This is a genomic window from Streptomyces sp. NPDC056580, from assembly GCF_042793175.1.
Taxonomy (GTDB): Bacteria; Actinomycetota; Actinomycetes; order Streptomycetales; family Streptomycetaceae; genus Streptomyces.
In genome coordinates, this window is the sequence record NZ_JBHTVE010000009.1 from 205,762 (window position 1) to 225,234 (window position 19,473).

At 72.5% G+C, this 19,473-nt stretch carries 16 protein-coding genes; 12 read left to right on the top strand and 4 right to left on the bottom strand.

Going from position 1 to position 19,473, the window contains the following annotated elements; translation table 11 throughout:
- The first annotated feature begins 94 nt into the window (after positions 1-94).
- The 9 genes from ACFQ9Z_RS21670 (at position 95) to cimA (ending at position 9,911) form a co-directional block, all read left to right on the top strand.
- On the top strand, positions 95-637 hold the full coding sequence (locus ACFQ9Z_RS21670; protein WP_383020653.1) for a GNAT family N-acetyltransferase: 543 nt from the start codon (positions 95-97) through the stop codon (positions 635-637).
- Positions 638-952: 315 nt separating this feature from the next.
- Positions 953-1,084 carry a hypothetical protein gene (locus tag ACFQ9Z_RS21675; RefSeq protein WP_359553267.1) on the top strand — a complete coding sequence of 44 codons (132 nt, stop codon included), beginning with the start codon at positions 953-955 and terminating at the stop codon, positions 1,082-1,084.
- A 142-nt stretch (positions 1,085-1,226) separates the two neighbouring features.
- Positions 1,227-2,270, top strand: a complete 1,044-nt coding sequence (locus ACFQ9Z_RS21680; protein ID WP_383020658.1) for a 3-isopropylmalate dehydrogenase — start codon at positions 1,227-1,229, stop codon at positions 2,268-2,270.
- Positions 2,271-2,517: 247 nt separating this feature from the next.
- The gene (locus ACFQ9Z_RS21685; protein WP_383020663.1) at positions 2,518-3,606 is read left to right on the top strand and encodes a branched-chain amino acid aminotransferase; all 1,089 of its coding nucleotides are present in this window, start codon (positions 2,518-2,520) and stop codon (positions 3,604-3,606) included.
- Positions 3,607-3,862: 256 nt separating this feature from the next.
- Positions 3,863-4,573 carry an urease subunit gamma gene (gene ureA, locus ACFQ9Z_RS21690; RefSeq protein WP_383020667.1) on the top strand — a complete coding sequence of 237 codons (711 nt, stop codon included), beginning with the start codon at positions 3,863-3,865 and terminating at the stop codon, positions 4,571-4,573.
- On the top strand, positions 4,570-6,294 hold the full coding sequence (locus ACFQ9Z_RS21695; RefSeq protein ID WP_383020671.1) for an urease subunit alpha: 1,725 nt from the start codon (positions 4,570-4,572) through the stop codon (positions 6,292-6,294). Before ureA ends, ACFQ9Z_RS21695 begins: the two co-directional genes overlap by 4 nt.
- Before the next feature lie 15 nt (positions 6,295-6,309).
- Positions 6,310-7,329, top strand: a complete 1,020-nt coding sequence (locus ACFQ9Z_RS21700) for an agmatine/peptidylarginine deiminase (RefSeq protein WP_383020674.1) — start codon at positions 6,310-6,312, stop codon at positions 7,327-7,329.
- A 9-nt stretch (positions 7,330-7,338) separates the two neighbouring features.
- A complete protein-coding gene (locus ACFQ9Z_RS21705; RefSeq protein ID WP_383020681.1) occupies positions 7,339-7,944 on the top strand; it encodes a TetR/AcrR family transcriptional regulator in 606 nt (201 codons plus the stop codon).
- A gap of 356 nt (positions 7,945-8,300) precedes the next feature.
- A complete protein-coding gene (cimA, locus tag ACFQ9Z_RS21710; protein ID WP_383020686.1) occupies positions 8,301-9,911 on the top strand; it encodes a citramalate synthase in 1,611 nt (536 codons plus the stop codon).
- A 434-nt stretch (positions 9,912-10,345) separates the two neighbouring features.
- On the opposite strand, the gene ACFQ9Z_RS21715 is transcribed toward cimA, so the two are convergent.
- From ACFQ9Z_RS21715 to ACFQ9Z_RS21725, 3 genes are all read right to left on the bottom strand, one after another.
- Entirely contained in the window at positions 10,346-10,948 is a 603-nt protein-coding gene (locus tag ACFQ9Z_RS21715; protein WP_383020689.1) for a GPP34 family phosphoprotein, read from the bottom strand.
- 125 nt (positions 10,949-11,073) lie between these two features.
- Positions 11,074-11,379, bottom strand: a complete 306-nt coding sequence (locus ACFQ9Z_RS21720) for a hypothetical protein (RefSeq protein ID WP_383020694.1) — start codon at positions 11,377-11,379, stop codon at positions 11,074-11,076.
- A gap of 19 nt (positions 11,380-11,398) precedes the next feature.
- The gene (locus ACFQ9Z_RS21725) at positions 11,399-13,267 is read right to left on the bottom strand and encodes a ricin-type beta-trefoil lectin domain protein (protein WP_383020697.1); all 1,869 of its coding nucleotides are present in this window, start codon (positions 13,265-13,267) and stop codon (positions 11,399-11,401) included.
- Between the two features lie 236 nt (positions 13,268-13,503).
- Between ACFQ9Z_RS21725 and ACFQ9Z_RS21730 the strand changes: the two genes are divergently transcribed.
- Positions 13,504-16,515: a carbohydrate binding domain-containing protein gene (locus ACFQ9Z_RS21730; protein WP_383020700.1), complete on the top strand. Its 3,012-nt coding sequence runs from the start codon at positions 13,504-13,506 to the stop codon at positions 16,513-16,515.
- A 58-nt stretch (positions 16,516-16,573) separates the two neighbouring features.
- The gene (locus tag ACFQ9Z_RS21735; protein ID WP_383020703.1) at positions 16,574-17,941 is read left to right on the top strand and encodes a hypothetical protein; all 1,368 of its coding nucleotides are present in this window, start codon (positions 16,574-16,576) and stop codon (positions 17,939-17,941) included.
- 126 nt (positions 17,942-18,067) lie between these two features.
- Here ACFQ9Z_RS21735 and ACFQ9Z_RS21740 read toward each other — a convergent pair whose 3' ends face one another.
- Entirely contained in the window at positions 18,068-18,673 is a 606-nt protein-coding gene (locus ACFQ9Z_RS21740; RefSeq protein ID WP_383020707.1) for a YceI family protein, read from the bottom strand.
- Between the two features lie 270 nt (positions 18,674-18,943).
- Here ACFQ9Z_RS21740 and ACFQ9Z_RS21745 point away from each other — a divergent pair, with 270 nt between their 5' ends.
- A complete protein-coding gene (locus tag ACFQ9Z_RS21745) occupies positions 18,944-19,459 on the top strand; it encodes a hypothetical protein (RefSeq protein ID WP_383020710.1) in 516 nt (171 codons plus the stop codon).
- The last annotated feature ends 14 nt before the right edge of the window (positions 19,460-19,473 follow it).

Consider the following 19,473-nt stretch of genomic DNA (forward strand, 5'->3'; position numbering starts at 1 on the left):
AACCCGGGCCGGGAAGCCTGATCCCCGAACAGGCTTCCCGGCCCGAAGCCATTTCCGGGCGACGAGCACGGCGGCCGCGTCGGATGCTGGTGCCATGACCCCTCGTCTGCGCACCGCCCACACCTCCGCTCTGGCGTCCGCCGAACTCCACTCGGTCCGGGCCCTGTTGGACGACGCCTTCGACGGCGACCTCAGCGACGAGGACTGGGACCACGGCCTCGGCGGCATGCACGCCCTCGTCCACGACGGCGCCGGGCTCGCCGCGCACGGCTCGGTCGTGATGCGCCGGACGCTGCACCGCGGTCACTGGCTGCGCACCGGATACGTGGAGGCCGTCGCCGTACGCGCCGACGTGCGCCGGACCGGGCTCGGCGGGCGGGTGATGGCGGCCCTGGAGCACATCGTCGACCGGGCCTACGACCTCGGTGCGCTCTGCGCGAGCGAGGACGGCGCCCCGCTGTACGCGGCCCGGGGCTGGCAGCGGTGGGACGGACGGGTGTGCGCCCTCTCGCCCGACGGCGTCGTCCGGCTGCCGGAGGAGGAGGGAAGCGTCCTGCTGCGGCCGGTCGGCACCGGGCGGCCGCTCGACCCGGCTCACGACCTGGTCTTCGACTGGCGGGACGGGGACGTCGTCTGACCTCCCCCTGTGCGTCCGTACGCCGCACCCGAGCCCACGGACAAAGCGCAGGTCATGGCCGTGTGGCGGGATCCGCCGTCTCAGATAGTAGGAAGTCCGAGTAATTGTGCAGACAGGCGCGGCGGGCTCGCTTAGTTTTGTAGGAGCCGAACGTCTCGCTCGATCCAGCGAACGGCGGTCGTGAGCCGGGCCCGTGCAGGCAACCCCTGCGGCGCCGCTCGCCGCCATCGGGGGCCCCGCCCGCGCCCATTAGGCAGTGCGGGAGTCTCGCAACCCCCTTGCCGCACTCCGGTTTCCCGAAGGAGTCGATTCATCATGGCCGAGACGACCGTCCGCCGCCGCGTCCGCCACGTGTCCCGCTCGACCGAGTCCGAGCGCAAGAACGCCGCCGCCGCCCTGCAGCGCGCCCTCGACCGCCGCGACAACGGCGGCGAGACCGGCCACTGAGCCGGCGCCGATCCGGGAGCCGCACCCGCCCGGGGTGCGGCGCGGCCCACGCCGCGCCGTACCCCGGAGGCGGCCGGCAGCCCGAATGTCCGCATCGCGGACAGGGCATGTCATCCTCTGGGACGAGGAGTAGGGTGCCGACATGTCTCGCAGCATCAATCTCGCAGTGATCCCCGGTGACGGCATCGGCCAGGAGGTCGTGGCCGAGGGTCTGAAGGTCCTCTCCGCCGTCCTGCCGCAGGATGTGAAGCTGGAGACCGAGGAGTACGACTTCGGCGCCAGGCGCTACCACGCCACCGGTGAGACCCTCACCGACGCCGACCTCGACGCCCTGAAGCGGCACGACGCCATCCTGCTCGGCGCCATCGGCGACCCGTCGGTGCCCTCCGGCGTCCTGGAGCGCGGCTTCCTGCTCAAGCTCCGCTTCGCCTTCGACCACCACGTGAACCTGCGTCCGTCGAAGCTGCTGCCCGGCGTCTCCACCCCGCTGGCCGGCCAGCCGGAGATCGACTTCGTGGTCGTCCGCGAGGGCACCGAGGGCCCCTACACGGGCAACGGCGGCACCATCCGCAAGGGCACCGAGCACGAGGTCGCCACCGAGGTCTCCGTCAACACGGCCTACGGTGTCGAGCGCGTGGTCCGCGACGCCTTCGCCCGTGCCCAGGCCCGTCCGCGCAAGAAGCTCACGCTGGTGCACAAGAACAACGTGCTGACCTTCGCCGGGCACCTGTGGACGAACGTCTTCAACAAGGTGGCCGAGGAGTACCCCGAGGTCACCACCGACTACGTTCACGTGGACGCGGCGACCATCTACCTGGTCACCGACCCCGCCCGCTTCGACGTGATCGTCACCGACAACCTCTTCGGCGACATCATCACCGACCTCGCCGCGGCCGTCTCCGGCGGCATCGGCGTGGCCGCCTCCGGCAACATCAACCCCGGCGGCGAGTTCCCGTCCATGTTCGAGCCGGTCCACGGCTCCGCCCCGGACATCGCCGGCCAGGGCAAGGCCGACCCCAGCGCCACGGTCCTGTCCGTCGCGCTGCTGCTGCGCCACCTCGGCTACGAAGCCGAGGCCGACCGCATCGACGCCGCGGTCGCCGCCGACCTCATCGAGCGGGCGGGCAAGCCGGCCCGCAGCACCTCCGAGATCGGCGACGCCCTCGCCGTACGCGTAGCCGGCTGACCCGCCGCGCCACGCACGAAGCCGTCGGGTCGCACACGCACCCGGCGGCTTCTTTTGTGCCTCGCCGGGTGCCACCATCAACCCCTGGGCCGCTTTCACCCCGATTCCGTCCGTCGTGGCCCGCGCGCGATAATCGAACGCGGAGCCGCGAAATGAGGGAAAGCTCGGACGTCCTAGCACCGGCCGCCGGCCGGTGACAGGCATGAGCGCGGCCCGGTCACTACTCACCGGTGAAGGACAACCACTCATGACGACGCCCACGATCGAGCTCAAGCCCTCCGCCCACCCGCTCGCCGCCGCCGAGCGCGAGGCGATCCTGGCCAGCCCCGGCTTCGGCCGCCACTTCACCGACCACATGGTGACGATCAAGTGGACCGAGGGCCGCGGCTGGCACGACGGCCAGCTCGTTCCGTACGCGCCGATCCCGCTCGACCCGGCCACCAACGTCCTGCACTACGCCCAGGAGATCTTCGAAGGCCTGAAGGCGTACCGCCAGCCCGACGGCTCGGTCGCCACCTTCCGCCCGGACCAGAACGCCAAGCGCTTCCAGCGCTCCGCGCGCCGGCTCGCCATGCCCGAGCTGCCGGTCGAGACCTTCGTCGAGGCCTGCGACCTCCTGGTCCAGCAGGACAAGGACTGGGTGCCCGCGCACGGTGGCGAGGAGTCCCTCTACCTGCGCCCGTTCATGATCGCCACCGAGGTCGGCCTGGGCGTCAAGCCCGCCAACGAGTACCTGTTCATCGTCATCGCCTCCCCGGCCGGCGCGTACTTCCCGGGCGGGGTGCGGCCGGTGTCGATCTGGGTCTCCGAGGACCGTGTCCGCGCCGTCCCCGGCGGCATGGGCGACGCCAAGACCGGCGGCAACTACGCCGCTTCCCTGCTCGCCCAGGCCGAGGCCGCCGCCAAGGGCTGCGACCAGGTCTGCTACCTCGACGCCGTGGACCACAAGTGGGTCGAGGAACTGGGCGGCATGAACCTCTACTTCGTGTACGGCGACAGGATCGTCACGCCCAGCCTGTCCGGCTCCATCCTGGAGGGCGTCACCCGTGACTCCCTGCTGGCCGTCGCCCGCGACCTCGGCTACAAGTCCGAGGAGGGCCGGGTCTCGGTCGAGCAGTGGCAGCGCGACTCCGAGAACGGCACCCTCACCGAGGTCTTCGCCTGCGGCACCGCGGCCGTGATCACCCCGGTCGGCACGGTCAAGCGGGCCGGCGCCGAGTGGCAGCAGAGCGGCGGCGAGCCCGGCGAGGTCACCCTCCGCCTGCGCCAGGCGCTGCTCGACATCCAGCGCGGCAAGGCCGAGGACCAGCACGGCTGGATGCACAAGCTGGGCTGACACCCGGCCGGCACACCCAGGGGCCGCCCCGGACTCCGCGTCCGGGGCGGCCCCTGCGCGTCCGGGGCGAGCCTGCGCGTGCGGGCGCCGTCCCGCTGCCGTCTCGCCGACACACATTCGAGCGGTGCTCAAGATGATATCCGCCCATATGGCACACCGATCCTTCTCTTCCCCCGAGCCTGTGTTTAGAGTGGTGCTCTAACTGCTCCGAACAACGGACAGATGACGGGCGAGGACGACAAGGAGGTGCCGGGTCGTGAGACTCACCCCCACCGAGCGGGACCGGCTGCTGCTCTTCGGGGCCGCCGAACTGGCCCGGGCCCGCCGGGCACGCGGTCTGCGGCTGAACGTGCCGGAGGCCACCGCGCTGATCGCGGACACGGTCTGCGAGGCGGCCCGCGACGGCCGGCGGCTCGCGGAGGCAGTGGAGGCGGCCCGCTCGCTGCTCGGACCCGACGACGTGCTGCCGGGCGTGGCCGACGTCGTCACCGAGGTGATGGTCGAGGCCGTCTTTGACGACGGCTCCCGGCTGGCCGTGGTCTCCGACCCCATCGGCGGCGGCCTGGGGGAGCGGGCGCCGGGCGCGCTGCTGCCGGGTCCCGAGCACGCCGACCCCGAGCCGGTCGTCCGGCTCCGCGTCACCAACACCGCCGGCGTGCCGGTCTCCGTCACCTCCCACTTCCACTTCTTCGAGGCCAACCCGCGGCTCGACTTCGACCGCGAGAGGTCCTACGGCATGCGGCTCGCCGTGCCCGCCGGCTCCTCGGTGCGGTTCGGGCCGGGCCAGAGCGAGGAGGTCGGCCTGGTGCCGATCGGCGGCGAGCGGATCGCGATCGGTTTCGCCGGCCTGGTCGACGGGCCGCTGGACGCGCCCGGCGCGAAGCGGGAGGCGCTGCGCAGGGCCGCGGCCTGCGGATACCTGGGCGTCACGGAGCAGGACTCGAGGGACGGAGGAGAGGAGCGATGAGCCGCTCGAAGGGACGCGAGGTGAGCCGGTCGATCCACGTCGACCCGCACGCCTACGCGGCCACCCACGGACCGCGCGCCGGTGACCGGATCCGCCTGGGCGACTCCGGGCTGACCGTCCGGATCGAATCGGACGCCCAGCGGTACGGCGACGAGTTCCTCGCCGGGTTCGGCAAGACGGCGCGCGACGGGCTGCACCTGAAGGCCGCCGCCGTCCGCGACACCTGCGACGTCGTGATCAGCAACGTCGTCGTGATCGACGCGGTGCAGGGCATCCGCAAGGTGTCCATCGGCATCCGCGAGGGGCGCATCCACGCCATCGGGCGGGCGGGCAACCCCGACACCCTGGACGGCGTCGACGTCGTCGTCGGCACCGGCACGTCCATCGTGTCCGGGGAGGGCCTGATCGCCACCGCCGGCGCCGTCGACACCCATGTGCACCTGCTGTCCCCGCGGATCATGGAGGCGTCCCTCGCCTCCGGCGTGACCACGATCATCGGCCAGGAGTTCGGCCCGGTGTGGGGCGTGGGCGTCAACTCGCCCTGGGCGCTGCGGCACGCGTTCGGCGCCTTCGACGCCTGGCCGGTCAACATCGGTTTCCTCGGCCGGGGTTCGTCGTCCCACGAGGCGCCGCTCGTCGAGGCGCTGGCCGAGGGCGGGGCCAGCGGTTTCAAGGTGCACGAGGACATGGGCGCCCACACGCGCGCGCTCGACACGGCCCTGCGGGTGGCCGAGGAGCACGACGTCCAGGTCGCGCTGCACAGCGACGGGCTGAACGAGTGCCTCTCGGTAGAGGACACCCTCCGGGTGCTGGAGGGCCGCACGATCCACGCCTTCCACATCGAGGGCTGCGGCGGCGGCCACGTGCCCAACGTGCTCAAGATGGCCGGCGTCCCGAACGTCATCGGCTCCTCGACCAACCCCACCCTGCCCTTCGGCCGGGACGCGGTCGCCGAGCACTACGGCATGATCGTCTCCGTCCACGACCTGAAGACCGACCTGCCCGGCGACGCCGCCATGGCACGCGACCGCATCCGGGCCGGCACCATGGGCGCCGAGGACGTCCTGCACGACCTGGGCGCGATCGGCATCACCTCGTCCGACGCGCAGGGCATGGGCCGGGCCGGTGAGACGGTCCGCCGCACCTTCGCCATGGCCGGCAAGATGAAGGCCGAGCTGGGCCCGCTGGAGGGCGACGGCGAGGGCGACGACAACGCCCGCGTCCTGCGCTACATCGCCAAGCTGACCATCAACCCCGCCATCGCACACGGACTCTCGCACGAGGTGGGCTCGATCGAGACCGGCAAGCTCGCCGACATCGTGCTGTGGCGCCCGGAGTACTTCGGCGCCAAGCCGCAGCTCGTCCTCAAGGCCGGCTTCCCGGCGTACGGCGTGACCGGCGACCCCAACGCGGCCACCGACACCTGCGAACCCCTGGTGCTGGGACCGCAGTTCGGCTCGTACGGCGCCACCGCCGCCGACCTCTCGGTCGCCTTCGTCGCCCGCGCCGCCGCCGAGCAGGGGAACGACACGATGCCCACCCGGCGCCGCCGGGTCGCCGTCCGCGGCACCCGCGGCATCGGCCCGGCCGATCTGCGGCTCAACTCCCGCACCGGAGCGGTCGACGTCGACCGGCACACCGGCCTGGTCACCCTCGACGGCGACCCGCTGCGCTCCGAACCCGCCGAGTCCGTGTCCCTCAACCGGCTCTACTTCCTCTGATCCAAGGACCTGTTCATGACCTACCGCATGCCCCCCGAGTGGGCCCTGCACGAGCGCACCTGGATGGCCTGGCCGGGCCCCAACCCGACCTTCGCCGACGACGAGGAGCTGGCCGCGGCCCGTGCCGCCTGGGCGGCCGTGGCCCGCGCGGTGCGCCGCTTCGAGCCGGTGACGATGGTGCACGGGCCCGGCCAGGGCGAGTCGGCGCGCGCGCTGCTCGGCCCGGACGTCGAGCTGGTGGAACGCGAGCTGGACGACGCGTGGATGCGTGACATCGGCCCGACCTTCGTCCTCGACGAGGAGGGCCGGCCGGCCGCCGTGGACTGGGTGTTCAACGGCTGGGGCGGCCAGGACTGGGCCCGCTGGGAGCACGACTCCAAGATCGCCCGGCAGGTCGCGGACCTGGCCGGGGTGCCGGTGCTGAGCAGCGCGCTCGTGAACGAGGGCGGCGCGATCCATGTCGACGGCGAGGGCACGGTGCTGCTCACCGAGACCGTCCAGCTCGGCGCCGGCCGCAACCCCGGCTGGAGCCGTGAGCGGGTCGAGGCGGAGATCCACGCCCGGCTCGGCACCACCAAGGCGATCTGGCTCCCGCACGGACTGACCGGCGACTACGGCAGGTACGGCACCCAGGGCCACGTCGACATCGTCGCCGCCTTCGCCCGGCCCGGCACCGTCGTCGTGCACAGCCAGCGGGACCCCGCCCACCCGGACCACGCCCGCTCCAGGACGTACCTGGAGATCCTGCGCGGCGAGACCGACGCCCGGGGGCGCCCCCTGGAGGTCGTCGAGGTGCCCGCCCCCACCGTACTGAAGGACGAGGAGGGCGACTGGGTCGACTACTCCTACATCAACCACTACCTGTGCAACGGCGGCGTCGTGCTGTGCGCCTTCGACGACCCGAACGACGAGGTCGCGGCCGGCGTCTTCCGCCGCCTGTTCCCCGACCGGGAGGTGACGCCGGTGGACGCACGTACGATCTTCGCCGGCGGTGGGGGCATCCACTGCATCACCCAGCAGCAGCCGAAGAGCTAGGAGCAGCCGATGGCCGGTGCGCGCAGGAACGCGCCGCCGCGCGAGGAGGTCCTCGCCGCCGCCATGGACATGATCGCCGAGCGCGGTCTGGAGAAGCTCACCATGGCGGCGCTCGGCCGTGAGGTCGGGATGAGCAGCGGCCACCTGCTCTACTACTTCCGCTCCAAGGACGAGCTGCTGCTGCGCACCCTGGAGTGGAGCGAGGGCCGGCTCGGGGCCGAGCGCGGCCGGCTGCTGGCCCGTCCGGGCCCGGCCCGCGAACGGCTGGCGGCGTACGTCGACCTGTACGTCCCCGACGGCCACCGGGACCCGCACTGGACCCTGTGGCTCGAGGTGTGGAACCGCTCGCAGAACGCCCCCGAGGACGCCCGGGAGCGGCAGGCCGCCATCGAGGGCGCCTGGCACCGCGACCTGGTCGCGCTGATCGCCGAGGGCGTCTCGCGCGGCGAGTTCCGGCCGGTCGACGCGGACCGCTTCGCCACCCGGCTGCGCGCCCTGCTCGACGGCTTCTCCATCCATGTCGCCATCGGCCTGCGCGGCACGGGCCGCGAGCAGGTGATGTCCCATGTGCGGGAGTTCCTCGCCGACGCGCTGCACGCACCGGACCCCGCCTGACACCGCGCGGCCGGGCGCCGCGCGGCCGCCCGCTGTCCGGGCGCCGTCCACCACGGCGACCGCATGCTGAGACGGTGGGCCGGGAGGGGCCCGGACTGTGCGAAACTTCCTCCGTGCCCTCGTTCGCCATGATTATCGGCAGCAGGCGCGCCGGTCCGCAGTGACCACCTCGTACGACCAGGTGCGGGTGGCCATCGTCGTCTCAGACCCGCGCGCAGACCTCTCGCACCCGCGAGGGGTCTTTTCGTTTTCCGGCTCACCCACGGCCGGGAGGCGCGGCGCGAGGAGTATCGCAGGGGCGGTGGAGCCGGACATTCCGGTAAGACCGAAGATTCACAATCAGGAGCCTTGAACTCATGACCGAGACGGAAACCAGCGAGCTCGACGACTCGTTCCACGTCTTCGACACCACGCTGCGCGACGGCGCGCAGCGCGAGGGCATCAACCTCACGGTCGCGGACAAGCTCGCCATCGCCCGGCACCTGGACGACTTCGGCGTGGGCTTCATCGAGGGCGGCTGGCCCGGCGCCAACCCGCGGGACACCGAGTTCTTCGCGCGGGCGCAAGAGGAGATCGACTTCCGGCACGCCCAGCTCGTCGCCTTCGGCGCCACCCGCCGCGCCGGCTCCAAGGCGGCGGACGACCCCCAGGTCAGGGCGCTGCTGGACTCCGGCGCCCCGGTGATCACGCTGGTCGCCAAGTCGCACGACCGGCACGTCGAGCTGGCACTGCGCACCACGCTGGACGAGAACCTGGAGATGGTCCGGGACACCGTGTCCTACCTGTGCGAACAGGGCCGCCGGGTCTTCGTGGACTGCGAGCACTTCTTCGACGGCTACCGCGCGAACCCGGAGTACGCGAAGGCGGTCGTGCGCACGGCCGCGCGGGCCGGCGCCGACGTCGTCATCCTCTGCGACACCAACGGCGGCATGCTGCCCGCCCAGGTCAACGCGGTCGTCTCCACGGTCCTCGCCGACACCGGCGCCCGGCTCGGCATCCACGCCCAGGACGACACCGGCTGCGCGGTCGCCAACACCCTCGCCGCCGTCGACGCCGGCGCCACCCACGTGCAGTGCACGGCCAACGGCTACGGCGAGCGCGTCGGCAACGCCAACCTGTTCCCCGTGGTCGCGGCCCTGGAGCTGAAGTACGGCAAGAAGGTGCTCCCGGAGGGCCGGCTGCGCGAGACGACCCGGATCTCGCACGCGATCGCCGAGGTCGTCAACCTCACGCCGTCCACGCACCAGCCGTACGTCGGCGTCTCCGCCTTCGCGCACAAGGCCGGGCTGCACGCCTCCGCGATCAAGGTCGACCCCGACCTGTACCAGCACATCGACCCCGAGCTGGTCGGCAACACCATGCGCATGCTGGTCTCCGACATGGCCGGCCGGGCCTCCGTCGAGCTGAAGGGCAAGGAGCTCGGCATCGACCTCGGCGGCGACCGGGAGCTGGTCGGCCGGGTGGTCGAGCGGGTGAAGGAGCGCGAGCTCCGGGGCTACACCTACGAGGCCGCCGACGCCTCCTTCGAGCTGCTGCTCAGGGCCGAGGTCGAGGGCAGGCCGCTGAGGTACTTCCAGGTCGAGTCCTGGCGGGCCATCGTGGAGGACCGCCCCGACGGCACTCACGCCAACGAGGCCACGGTCAAGCTGTGGGCCAAGAGCGAGCGGATCGTCGCCACCGCGGAGGGCAACGGCCCGGTCAACGCCCTCGACCGCGCCCTGCGGGTGGCGCTGGAGAAGATCTACCCGCAGCTCGCCAAGCTGGACCTGGTGGACTACAAGGTCCGCATCCTGGAGGGCGTGCACGGCACCTCCTCCACCACCCGCGTCCTGATCTCCACCTCCGACGGCGGCGGCGAGTGGTCCACGGTCGGCGTGGCGGAGAACGTCATCGCCGCGTCCTGGCAGGCCCTGGAGGACGCCTACACCTACGGGCTGCTCCGGGCGGGCGTGGAGCCGGCCGAGTAGTCACAGCGGGGGCACGGCCGAAGACGACGGCGCCCCACCCGCCGACGAACATCCCGGCGCGCTGCCGTGCCGGTGCGGCGGAACGGACCTGGTGCCGTTCCGCTCCACCGGCGTCCCGCCCGGCGCCCTGACCCGGACGGGGTTCGGGAGCGACGCCGACCGCGGGCGGGCCGTCGCCGAGCTGAGGCGGCGCGCAGGGGTCCCCGGGAGGCCCGGCGCGCCCGGGTTCCGCACCCGGCACGGCGTCGCCGGGACCGCGGACGGCCGCCCGGGCGAGGGCGCCCGGTACGGGGACGGCGGGAGCGCCCGGTACGGGGACGGCGGGGGCGCCCGGTACGGGGACGGCGGGGGCGCCCGGTACGGGGACGGCGGGGGCGCCCGGTACGGGGACGGCGGGGGCTGCCCGCCGGGAAGCGGGCAGCCGGTGCGCTCGGTCAGGGCGCCCGCCAGATGTTGTCGAAGGCCGCGTTCTCGATCTCCCGGCGCTGCCGCACGGCGGTCAGCTCGGTCACCGCGTCGCCGACCGCGGCGAGCACGGTCACGACCGGCTCGTCGGTGAAGTCCTCCCCGGCCCGCTCCCCGCCCTGGATGCCCAGGGCCGCCGCGAGCGTGGCCAGGACCGGCTCGCGGGACTCCCAGCGGTCGGTGGCCTGCCGCCGGGCCGCGGTGTCGGCGGCCGCCGCGCCGCGCGGCCGGCGCGGGAACCAGGGCCGGCGCTCGCCGGTGAGCTGCCCCTCGGTGTCCAGGACGTCGAAGTAGGCCGAGGCCAGCCCTTCGCCCCGGCGCCACAGCCAGTCGTCGACCTTCTCGTACGGCTCCCGCCGGACCAGCGCCGAGCCGGCCTCGTCCAGCATCCGGTCGCCCAGTGTCATCGGCGGACCCGGCACGACGCGGTCGCCCTCCAGGGTCGCCGCGCGGGCGCCGAGCAGGTCGACCAGCTCGGCCCCCGCGAGCGCCAGCGACAGGTCGCCCTGTTCCACGGGGCGGTCACCGGGGACGTCGGTGCCGACGATGAACAGATCCCGTGCTGTGGTCATGTGTCGCACTCCTGGTACCGGACGGCTTTCCCTACGACCACCATGAAGCGTGAAGAGCGTCTCCGCGACAAGGCGGCGCGACTCAGCGGGACCGGGCGGCGAGCCCCTCGAAGCCGCCCGGCTCATCACCCGGCCGTCCGCCAGTCGCCGGGCGGCGAGAAGAGGGGGAACTCGGCGTCGCCGTGCAGATCTTGCCGCCGCACGTCCCACCCGGTCGTGACGGGCCCCTCACCGCCACCGCGCGCCCGCCCGTCCAGGTGGGGTCCCCGGTAGCCGTCGTCGCCGCACGGCCGGACCGGCGCGTACGGCGCACCGTCCGCCCCGGCGCCCACCCCGGCCGGCGGCGGATCGACCGCCGCACAGCCGCCGAGCAGCAGACACCAGGCGACCGCCCCCATCACGGCGACCCCGCGCGTGTCCCGCCCCCTCACGGGCGGGACACGGCCCGCCCTACTGCAGTTTCCACTTCTGGTTGGCCGCGCCCGTGCACGACCAGATCTGCGCCCGGGCCCCGTTCGCCGACGAGTTGTCGGTGACGTCCAGGCACTTGCCGGCCGCCGTGTTCACCACATCACCCGTGGCCGAGTCGTACGACCACCGCTGGGCACCGGTTCCGTTGCAGTCGTACAACTGCACCTTCGCCCCGTCGGCCGTCGAGGCGGACGTCACGTCGAGGCACTTGCCGAGCGCCTGGACGGAGCCGTCGGCCGCGACCGTCCACTTCTGCGCCGCGCTGCCGTTGCAGTCGTAGAGCTGGACCGCCGTGCCGTTCACGTTAGAACCGCCCGCCACGTCGAGGCACTTGCCGGCCAGCCCGACGAAGGACCCGCTCTGCGCGGAGCCGCCGGACTGGGTGCCGGCCCAGGTGAAGGTGGCCGAGGTCCGGCCGGGCAGCGAGTAGGTGGCGTGCTGCCCGCCCCAGTTGACGGTGACCGTCTTCGCCGACGCCGAGTCGTTGTAGGCGATCAGCGCCTTGCTCCCGTCCGGGTTGCGCCACGCCACGTTCGGCACGGCGCTCGACGCGGTCGAGGCGATGCGCTGGGCGCCCGGCCGGACGAACTTGGTCAGGTGGCCCATCGTGTAGTACTCGACGGTGTAGTCGACCGTCCCGCTGGCCCCGTCGCCGTTGTGCACGGTGACCAGCCCGGTGCAGGTGCCGCAACCGCCGTTGTGCGGACCCATGTTCTGGTCCACCGCCAGGGACCACTTGGTCACCGACTTGGCCCAGTTGCGCGTGTAGTCGATGATGTTGTTCATGTCCTCGCGCTGCTGGTTGGCGATCCAGGTGCCGCCGGAGTGCTCGGTGCCGAAAGCGTCCAGGTTCGGGTACTGGTTGTGGACGGCGGTCTGCTTGGACACGTCGCCCCCGTAGCCGTGCCAGGCGATGCCGCCGAAGTTGGGGTGGTTGCGGATCGCCGCGTCGTCGACGCTCTGCGCCGCGTAGGAGTCGTAGACGTCCCAGTTCCAGTCGTGCGCCAGGACCTTGGTGGTCAGGCCCGCCGACTGGAGCCTGGGCAGCAGCTCGCTCTTGAGGAAGTACTGGATGCCGGAGGCGTTCCAGCTCATCGACGGGTAGCCCGAGCAGCACGTCGGCTCGTTCTGCGGGGTGACGTAGGAGACGTTCACGCCCTGGTTCCGGTACGCCTGCAGGTACTTCACGAAGTACGCGGCGTAGGCCCCGTAGTCCTCGGCCTTCAGCCAGCCGCCGTTGAGCGAGCCGCTGTCCTTCATCCAGGCCGGGGCCGTCCAGGGCGAGGCCATGACGGTCAGGGAGGGATTGAGCTGCAGGGCCTGCTTGGTCAGCGGGACGACGTCGGCGAGATCGTGCGAGATGGAGAAGCTGTTCAGGCCGGGGTCCGTCTGCCCGGCCGGCACGTCGTCGTAGGTGTACCCGTACCGCGCCAGGTCCGAGGCGCCCATCGGGTTGCGCAGGAACGACAGTCCGATGCCGTCCGTCGGCGAGAACAGCTTCCGCATGGCCGCGTCCCGCGTGGCCGGGGAGAGCGCGCCGCTGCTGTTCATCAGCCAGGCCGCGGTGTCGGTGAAGGACGCGCCGCCGCCGGTGAAGGTCTGGTAGCGGGTGTTCTCGTCGACCGTGATGTTCTCGCCGGCGCCGCCGGCCCCGGACTGGAAGGCGAACGGTGTCTGGGCCTGCAGCCCGCGCACGACGTGCCGTCCGCCGGAGTCGTCGGTGGTGGTGAGCCAGGCCGTGACCTGCTCGCCGGCCGCGTGCGCCGAGGGCATGCCGAGGGCCGTGAGCCCGGCGGTGGTGAGCAGGCCGGCGAGCAGCAGCCGGGCCGTGCGCAGGGGTCGTCTCATGGAGCGCCGCCCTTCGGGAGGTGGGGGTGGGGAGGCGTGCGAGCCGTGAGTAAATGACGGCTTCGGGGAGGCGTCAAGGGGTCGCGCATTCAGCTCCCGAACGCACAACCGCCGTGTTCCGGCCGCTCGTTGACCCCGCACCACTTCTGACGTGAAGTATTGACGACGCCGTGTGGGCCCAGTTAACTCACGACGTGATCTAAGTCATGAGTGAATCAAGAGCCGAGGGAAGGTACATGCGAAGAACCGCCCTGCTCGTCTCCGCCGCACTCCTCACCGGGCTGCTCCCCTGGGCGACCGCGCGAGCCGCCGACGACCCCGCCCCCGTGTCCGTGGACCGCTTCGAGGGGGAGGTCCCCTTCGCCGCCCAGCCCGCCGAGGGCATTTTCACCTGGGGCGGCGACACGGACGACCCGCCCGCCCTGGAGCTGGCCGCCCGCCCCGACGCCCCCGAGGGCGCCAAGGTGCTCACCGGCACCTACGACATCAGCGGCTACGGCGGCTTCACCCACGACTTCGCCGCCGGCGAGCCGGGCCACGACTGGTCCGCCCACCGGGGCATCCGGTTCTGGTGGGAGGGCCAGGACAACGGCCGCAAGGTCGCCTTCGAGATCAAGGACGGCGGCGCCCACGGCGAGGCCTCCGAACTGTGGACCACCTCCTTCACCGACGACTTCACCGGCTGGAAACAGATCGAGATCCCGTTCACCGACTTCACCTATCGCACGGACTACCAGCCCGTCGGCGGCATCGACCACGTGCTCGGCCTCGACCGGATGTGGGGGTACGCGGTCACGCTGCCCACCGGCGTCAAGGGCCGGTTCGCCATGGACGGCGTGGAGCTGTACGGCAGGGCCGACCAGTCGCTGCGCGCCTCGGTCACCACCGGCGCGGCCGTGTACCCCGTCGAGGAGGGCGGCACGGCGAAGGTCGGGGTCACCGTGACCACCACCGGGGCCCGGCCCCTGGAGGAGCCGGTGACCGTCGCCTACACGACGGCGGGCGGCACCGCCGCCCCCGGCAGGGACTACACCCCGGTCTCCGGCACCCTCACCTTCCCGGCCGGCACCGCCTCCGGCGCCTCGCGGACCGTCCGGGTGCCCACCCTCCGGGACAAGACCGCGGAGCCCGCGGAGACCGTCCCGCTGAAACTCACGGTGACCGGCGCCAAGGCGCCCGCCGAGACGCCGCAGGTCGTCATCGACGCCCACGGACTGCCCTACCTGAACCCGAAGCTGCCCGTGCGGAAGCGGGTGGCGGACCTGCTCGGCCGCATGTCCCTGGCGGAGAAGGCCGGCCAGATGACCCAGGCCGAACGCGGCGCCCTGACCGACCCGGGGGACATCGCCGGCTACGCGCTCGGCTCGGTCCTGTCCGGCGGCGGCTCGACGCCCACACCCAACACCCCCGGCGCCTGGGCGAAGATGATCGACGGCTTCCAGCTGCGGGCACAGGCGACCCGCTTCCAGATCCCGCTGATCTACGGCGTCGACGCGGTGCACGGTCACAACAACCTGGTCGGCGCCACGATCATGCCGCACAACGTCGGCCTCGGCGCCACCCGTGATCCCCGGCTGGCCGAGAAGACCGGGGCGGTGACGGCGGCCGAGGTCCGGGCCACCGGCATCCCCTGGGACTTCGCGCCCTGCCTGTGCGTCAGCCGCGACGAACGCTGGGGACGCTCCTACGAGTCCTTCGGCGAGGACCCGGCGCTCGTCGAGTCGATGGAGACCGTCGTCCAGGGCCTGCAGGGCCGGGCCGACGGCAGGGACCTCAGCCGCGGCGACAAGGTGCTCGCCACCGCCAAGCACTTCGTCGGCGACGGCGGCACCGGGTACGGCTCCTCGACCACCGGCACCTACACGATCGACCAGGGCGTCACCAAGGTCACCCGGCAGGAGCTCGAGGCCGTGCACCTGGCGCCGTTCAGGACCGCCGTCGACCGGGGCGTCGGCACGGTCATGCCGTCGTACTCCTCGCTCGACGTCATCGGCGACGGGCAGGGCCCGGTGAAGATGCACGCCCGGGGCGACATGATCAACGGCGTCCTCAAGGGCCGCATGGGCTTCGACGGGTTCGTCATCAGCGACTGGAACGCCATCGACCAGCTCCCCGGCGACTACGCCTCCCACGTCCGGACCTCGGTCAACGCGGGTCTGGACATGATGATGGTGCCGTACTCCTACAAGGACTTCACCGGCACGCTCGTCGACGAGGCGCGGGCCGGACGGATCGGCGAGCGGCGGATCGACGACGCCGTCTCCCGCATCCTCACCCAGAAGTTCCGGCTCGGCCTCTTCGAGCACCCGTACGCCGACACGCGCGGCGCCGCCGCCATCGGCTCCCCGGCGCACCGGGCGGTGGCCCGTCAGGCGGCGGCCGAGTCGCAGGTGCTGCTGAAGAACAGCGGCGGGCTGCTGCCGCTGAGGAAGGGCGAGAAGGTCTACGTCGCCGGGTCCAACGCCGACGACATCGGCAACCAGACCGGCGGCTGGACCGTCACCTGGCAGGGCGGCTCCGGGAACACCGTCCCCGGCACGACGATCCTGGACGGCATGCGCGAGGCGGGCGGGGACGTCACGTACTCCAAGGACGCCTCGGCGCCCACCGACGGCTACGACGCCGGAGTGGTCGTCGTCGGCGAGACGCCGTACGCGGAAGGGGTCGGCGACGTCGGCAACGGCCACCGGCTCACGCTCTCGGCCGCCGACCAGGCCGCCGTGGACAAGGTGTGCGCGGCCATGAAGTGCGCGGTGCTGATCGTCTCCGGGCGCCCGCAGCTCGTCGGCGACCGGCTCGGCCGGATCGACGCGCTGGTCGCCTCGTGGCTGCCGGGCACCGAGGGCGCCGGCGTCGCCGACGTCCTGTACGGCAGGCGGCCCTTCACCGGGCAGCTCCCGGTCACCTGGCCCCGCTCGGAGTCCCAGCTGCCGATCAACGTCGGCGACACGTCGTACGACCCGCAGTTCCCCTACGGCTGGGGCCTGACCACGCTCACCCACGTCCCGCGGGGCGGCGCGGCCACCCTGCGGGCGCTCGGGGCGGCGGCAGCGGCGGCCGAGCGGACGGGCGCCGGCCGGGCCGGCCGGGAACTGGTCACCCGGGCACGGCTGATCGTCCAGCACGAGGTGGGCGAGCGGATGACGGCGGCGGTGGCCAGGCCCTTCGCCGACGCCGACCACCTGCTGCTGACCGGCCACTACGGAAAGGCGGTGCAGAAGCTCACGGAGGCCTACCGGGCCGCGTGAGCCCTCCCGGCGAGCCGCGCGCATGACTGGCAGGGGAGGCTTCGGGTACTTTCGGAGGGTGAAGGCCGTCCTCCGGACCCGAAGCCTCCCGGCGCTGCTGCTGGCCGTACTGGCGCTGGTGATCGCGACCACCCTGGCTCCGGGCGCGACGGCGGCCACCGGCGTGTCCACCATCGCGCAGGCCCTGCGCAAGGGCCCGGTCTACGTCGACCCGGCGGCCTCCGGGCAGCTGTCCGGAGCCGACGCCGACGGGCTCGCCAAGCGGGTCGAGGGCGCAGGCAAGCCCCTGTTCATCACGGTCCTGCCCGCCGGGTACCCCACCGCGAACCTCTTCTCCGAACTGCGCACGGCCACCGGCATCACCGGCCTGTACGCCGTCCGGCTCGGCAACCGCTTCGACGCCCGCGCGGACTCCTCCGTCCTCTCCCGCACCGCCGTGCGCAACCTCGTCGCCAGCGTCCAGGGCGAGGACGCCAGGACCCAGCTCACCGACTTCACCGACCGCGCCCTGGCCAACATGGGCGGCCACGCCCCCGCGAGCTGGGGCGGTCAGGGCGGTGGAGGGGGCGCGTCGAGCACGGTGCTGATCACGGCGGCCGTCGTCCTGGTGGCCGGCGGCGCGGGCGCCTACACCCTGGTCCGCCGCAACCGCCGCCGTCGTGCCGAGGAGCAGCGGGCCGCGCTGGACCGGCTGCGGGTGGTCGTCGACGAGGACATCACCGCGTTCGGCGAGGAACTGGACCGGCTGGACTTCCACCCGGCAGAGCCGGGCGCGGACGACGCGATGCGCGCCGACTACGCGCGGGCTCTGGACGCCTACGACAAGGCCAAGCAGTACATGGCCGGGGCGCGCGGACCCGACGACGTGCGTCCGGTCACCGAGGCCCTGGAGGACGGGCGTTTCTCCCTGGCCCGACTGGCCGCCCGCCGGGAGGGCCGCCCCCTGCCGGAGCGCAGGCCGCCCTGCTTCTTCGACCCCCGCCACGGCCCCTCCGTCACCGACGCGGCCTGGACCCCGCCGGGCGGCAGCCCCCGGGATGTCCCCGTCTGCGCCGCCGACGCCACCCGCCTGGCCGACGGCCGCGACCCGGCGGTCCGGGAGGTCGACACCGAGCACGGCCGCCGCCCCTACTGGGACGCCGGTCCCGCCTACGGGCCCTGGGCCGGCGGCTACTTCGGCGGCGGCATCCTGCCCGGCCTGCTGGTCGGCACGCTGCTCGGCGGCATGATGTCCACGCCGTCCTACGCCTACGGCGACGGCGCCGGCCAGGGCGACTTCGGCGCCGCCGGCTACCAGGGCGGCGACGCCTCCGGCGCCGACTTCGACCCGGGCGACTTCAGCGGCGGCTTCGGCGACGGCGACGGCGGCGACTTCGGTGGCGGCGACGGCGGTGGCGGTGGCGGCGACTTCGGAGGCGGTTTCTGAACCGGTCCCGCGCATGGGTTTCTGAACCGGTCCCGCGCATGACGGCGCCCGCCCTCCCGTTCGGGGGAGTGGAGGGCGGGCGCGGCTCGGGAGGGACCCGCGGGGGCGGGTCCGGGCGCCGTCGGCTCAGGCGTTCTTGATGGCCGAGATGTCGAAGACCAGCTTGATCTTGTCGGAGACGAGGACGCCGCCGGTCTCCAGGGCCGCGTTCCACGTCAGGCCCCACTCGGAGCGCAGGATCTCGGCCTTGCCCTCGAAGCCGACGCGCTCGTTGCCGAAGGGGTCCTTCGCGGCGCCGTTGAACTCCAGGTCGATGGTGATCGGCTTGGTGACGCCGAGGATGGAGAGGTCGCCGGTGATGCGGTAGTCGTCGCCGCCGAGGGCTTCGGCCTTGGTGGAGCGGAAGGTCATCTCCGGGAACTCGTCGGTCTTGAAGAAGTCCGAGGACTTCAGGTGACCGTCGCGGTCGGCGTTGCCGGTGTCGATGCTGTCCATCTTGATGTCCAGGGAGGCGGTGGACTTCGTGGGCTCGGCGCCGTCCAGGTGCAGCGCGCCGCTGAACTCCTGGAAGCTTCCCTTGACGTTGGTGACCATGGCGTGGCGGGCCACGAAGCCGATCGTGGTGTGCGCCGGGTCGACCGTGTAGTCGCCGGTCAGCGCGGCCAGCTCGGGGCCGGCGGCGGCCGGGGCGGTGGTCTCGGGGGTGCTTTCCTTGCGGCCGAAGATGCCCATGGCGTTCTCCTTGGGGACGGCCGCGGCTCCGTGGGGAAGCCGCGACGGGGTTTCTGTTTAACGTTCAACTAGCCTAACGACTTCGACCGTAGACCTATTCCGTTGACTTTTTAACATCATCCGCCACGTGTTCCCGGAACAACTCCGGGTAACCGGCTGACGCCCTCTGGCGAACGCGCGTAGAACTCGGGCACCATCTCCGTGCACAGCCGCACCACCTGCACAGCCGCTCCACAGGAATTCCGGCCCACCGCAGGAAGGTCTCTCCCCATGAAGGCCACCAAGGCCCTGAAGGCCCGCTCCGTCCTGACCGCGCTCGCCCTCGTCGTCGCCCCCGGCGTCGCCGTGGTCGGCACCGCCACCGACGCCTTCGCCGTCACCAAGATCAGTCACGCGACCGCCACCGGGATGTTCCGCGCCTCCGGCATCACCTGGTCGTCCTCCGGCAACTGCTCCGACCGGAACAACTCCACCTGTACGTCCTTCGAGCAGCTCAACCTCGCCACCGCCCAGGGCGCCCAGACCCTGAAGAAGGCCAGCGGCTGCGCCCTCAACATCACGGGCGGCACCGAGACCGGCCACGCCTCGGGCACCTACTCCCACTGGAACGGCTACAAGCTCGACTACGGCAAGAACACCTGCGTCACCTCGTACATCAAGAACAACTTCAGCTACATCGGCCTGCGTGGCGACGGCGCCCCGCAGTACCAGTCCGGCTCCGGCAACATCTACGCCGACGAGGGCAGCCACTGGGACGTCCTGTACTACAACTGCGGCGGCTGCTGAGCCGGGAGGGCGGT

What these genes read in the sequence shown, in the direction of transcription:
- ACFQ9Z_RS21740 (WP_383020707.1), bottom strand. Translation starts at nt 18,673, where the DNA reads ATGGGCATCTTCGGCCGCAAGGAAAGCACCCCCGAGACCACCGCCCCG.
- ACFQ9Z_RS21685 (WP_383020663.1), top strand. Translation starts at nt 2,518, where the DNA reads ATGACGACGCCCACGATCGAGCTCAAGCCCTCCGCCCACCCGCTCGCC.
- ACFQ9Z_RS21730 (WP_383020700.1), top strand. Translation starts at nt 13,504, where the DNA reads ATGCGAAGAACCGCCCTGCTCGTCTCCGCCGCACTCCTCACCGGGCTG.
- ACFQ9Z_RS21700 (WP_383020674.1), top strand. Translation starts at nt 6,310, where the DNA reads ATGACCTACCGCATGCCCCCCGAGTGGGCCCTGCACGAGCGCACCTGG.
- ACFQ9Z_RS21675 (WP_359553267.1), top strand. Translation starts at nt 953, where the DNA reads ATGGCCGAGACGACCGTCCGCCGCCGCGTCCGCCACGTGTCCCGCTCG.
- ACFQ9Z_RS21745 (WP_383020710.1), top strand. Translation starts at nt 18,944, where the DNA reads ATGAAGGCCACCAAGGCCCTGAAGGCCCGCTCCGTCCTGACCGCGCTC.
- ACFQ9Z_RS21715 (WP_383020689.1), bottom strand. Translation starts at nt 10,948, where the DNA reads ATGACCACAGCACGGGATCTGTTCATCGTCGGCACCGACGTCCCCGGT.
- ACFQ9Z_RS21695 (WP_383020671.1), top strand. Translation starts at nt 4,570, where the DNA reads ATGAGCCGCTCGAAGGGACGCGAGGTGAGCCGGTCGATCCACGTCGAC.
- ACFQ9Z_RS21670 (WP_383020653.1), top strand. Translation starts at nt 95, where the DNA reads ATGACCCCTCGTCTGCGCACCGCCCACACCTCCGCTCTGGCGTCCGCC.
- ACFQ9Z_RS21725 (WP_383020697.1), bottom strand. Translation starts at nt 13,267, where the DNA reads ATGAGACGACCCCTGCGCACGGCCCGGCTGCTGCTCGCCGGCCTGCTC.
- ACFQ9Z_RS21680 (WP_383020658.1), top strand. Translation starts at nt 1,227, where the DNA reads ATGTCTCGCAGCATCAATCTCGCAGTGATCCCCGGTGACGGCATCGGC.
- ACFQ9Z_RS21705 (WP_383020681.1), top strand. Translation starts at nt 7,339, where the DNA reads ATGGCCGGTGCGCGCAGGAACGCGCCGCCGCGCGAGGAGGTCCTCGCC.
- cimA (WP_383020686.1), top strand. Translation starts at nt 8,301, where the DNA reads ATGACCGAGACGGAAACCAGCGAGCTCGACGACTCGTTCCACGTCTTC.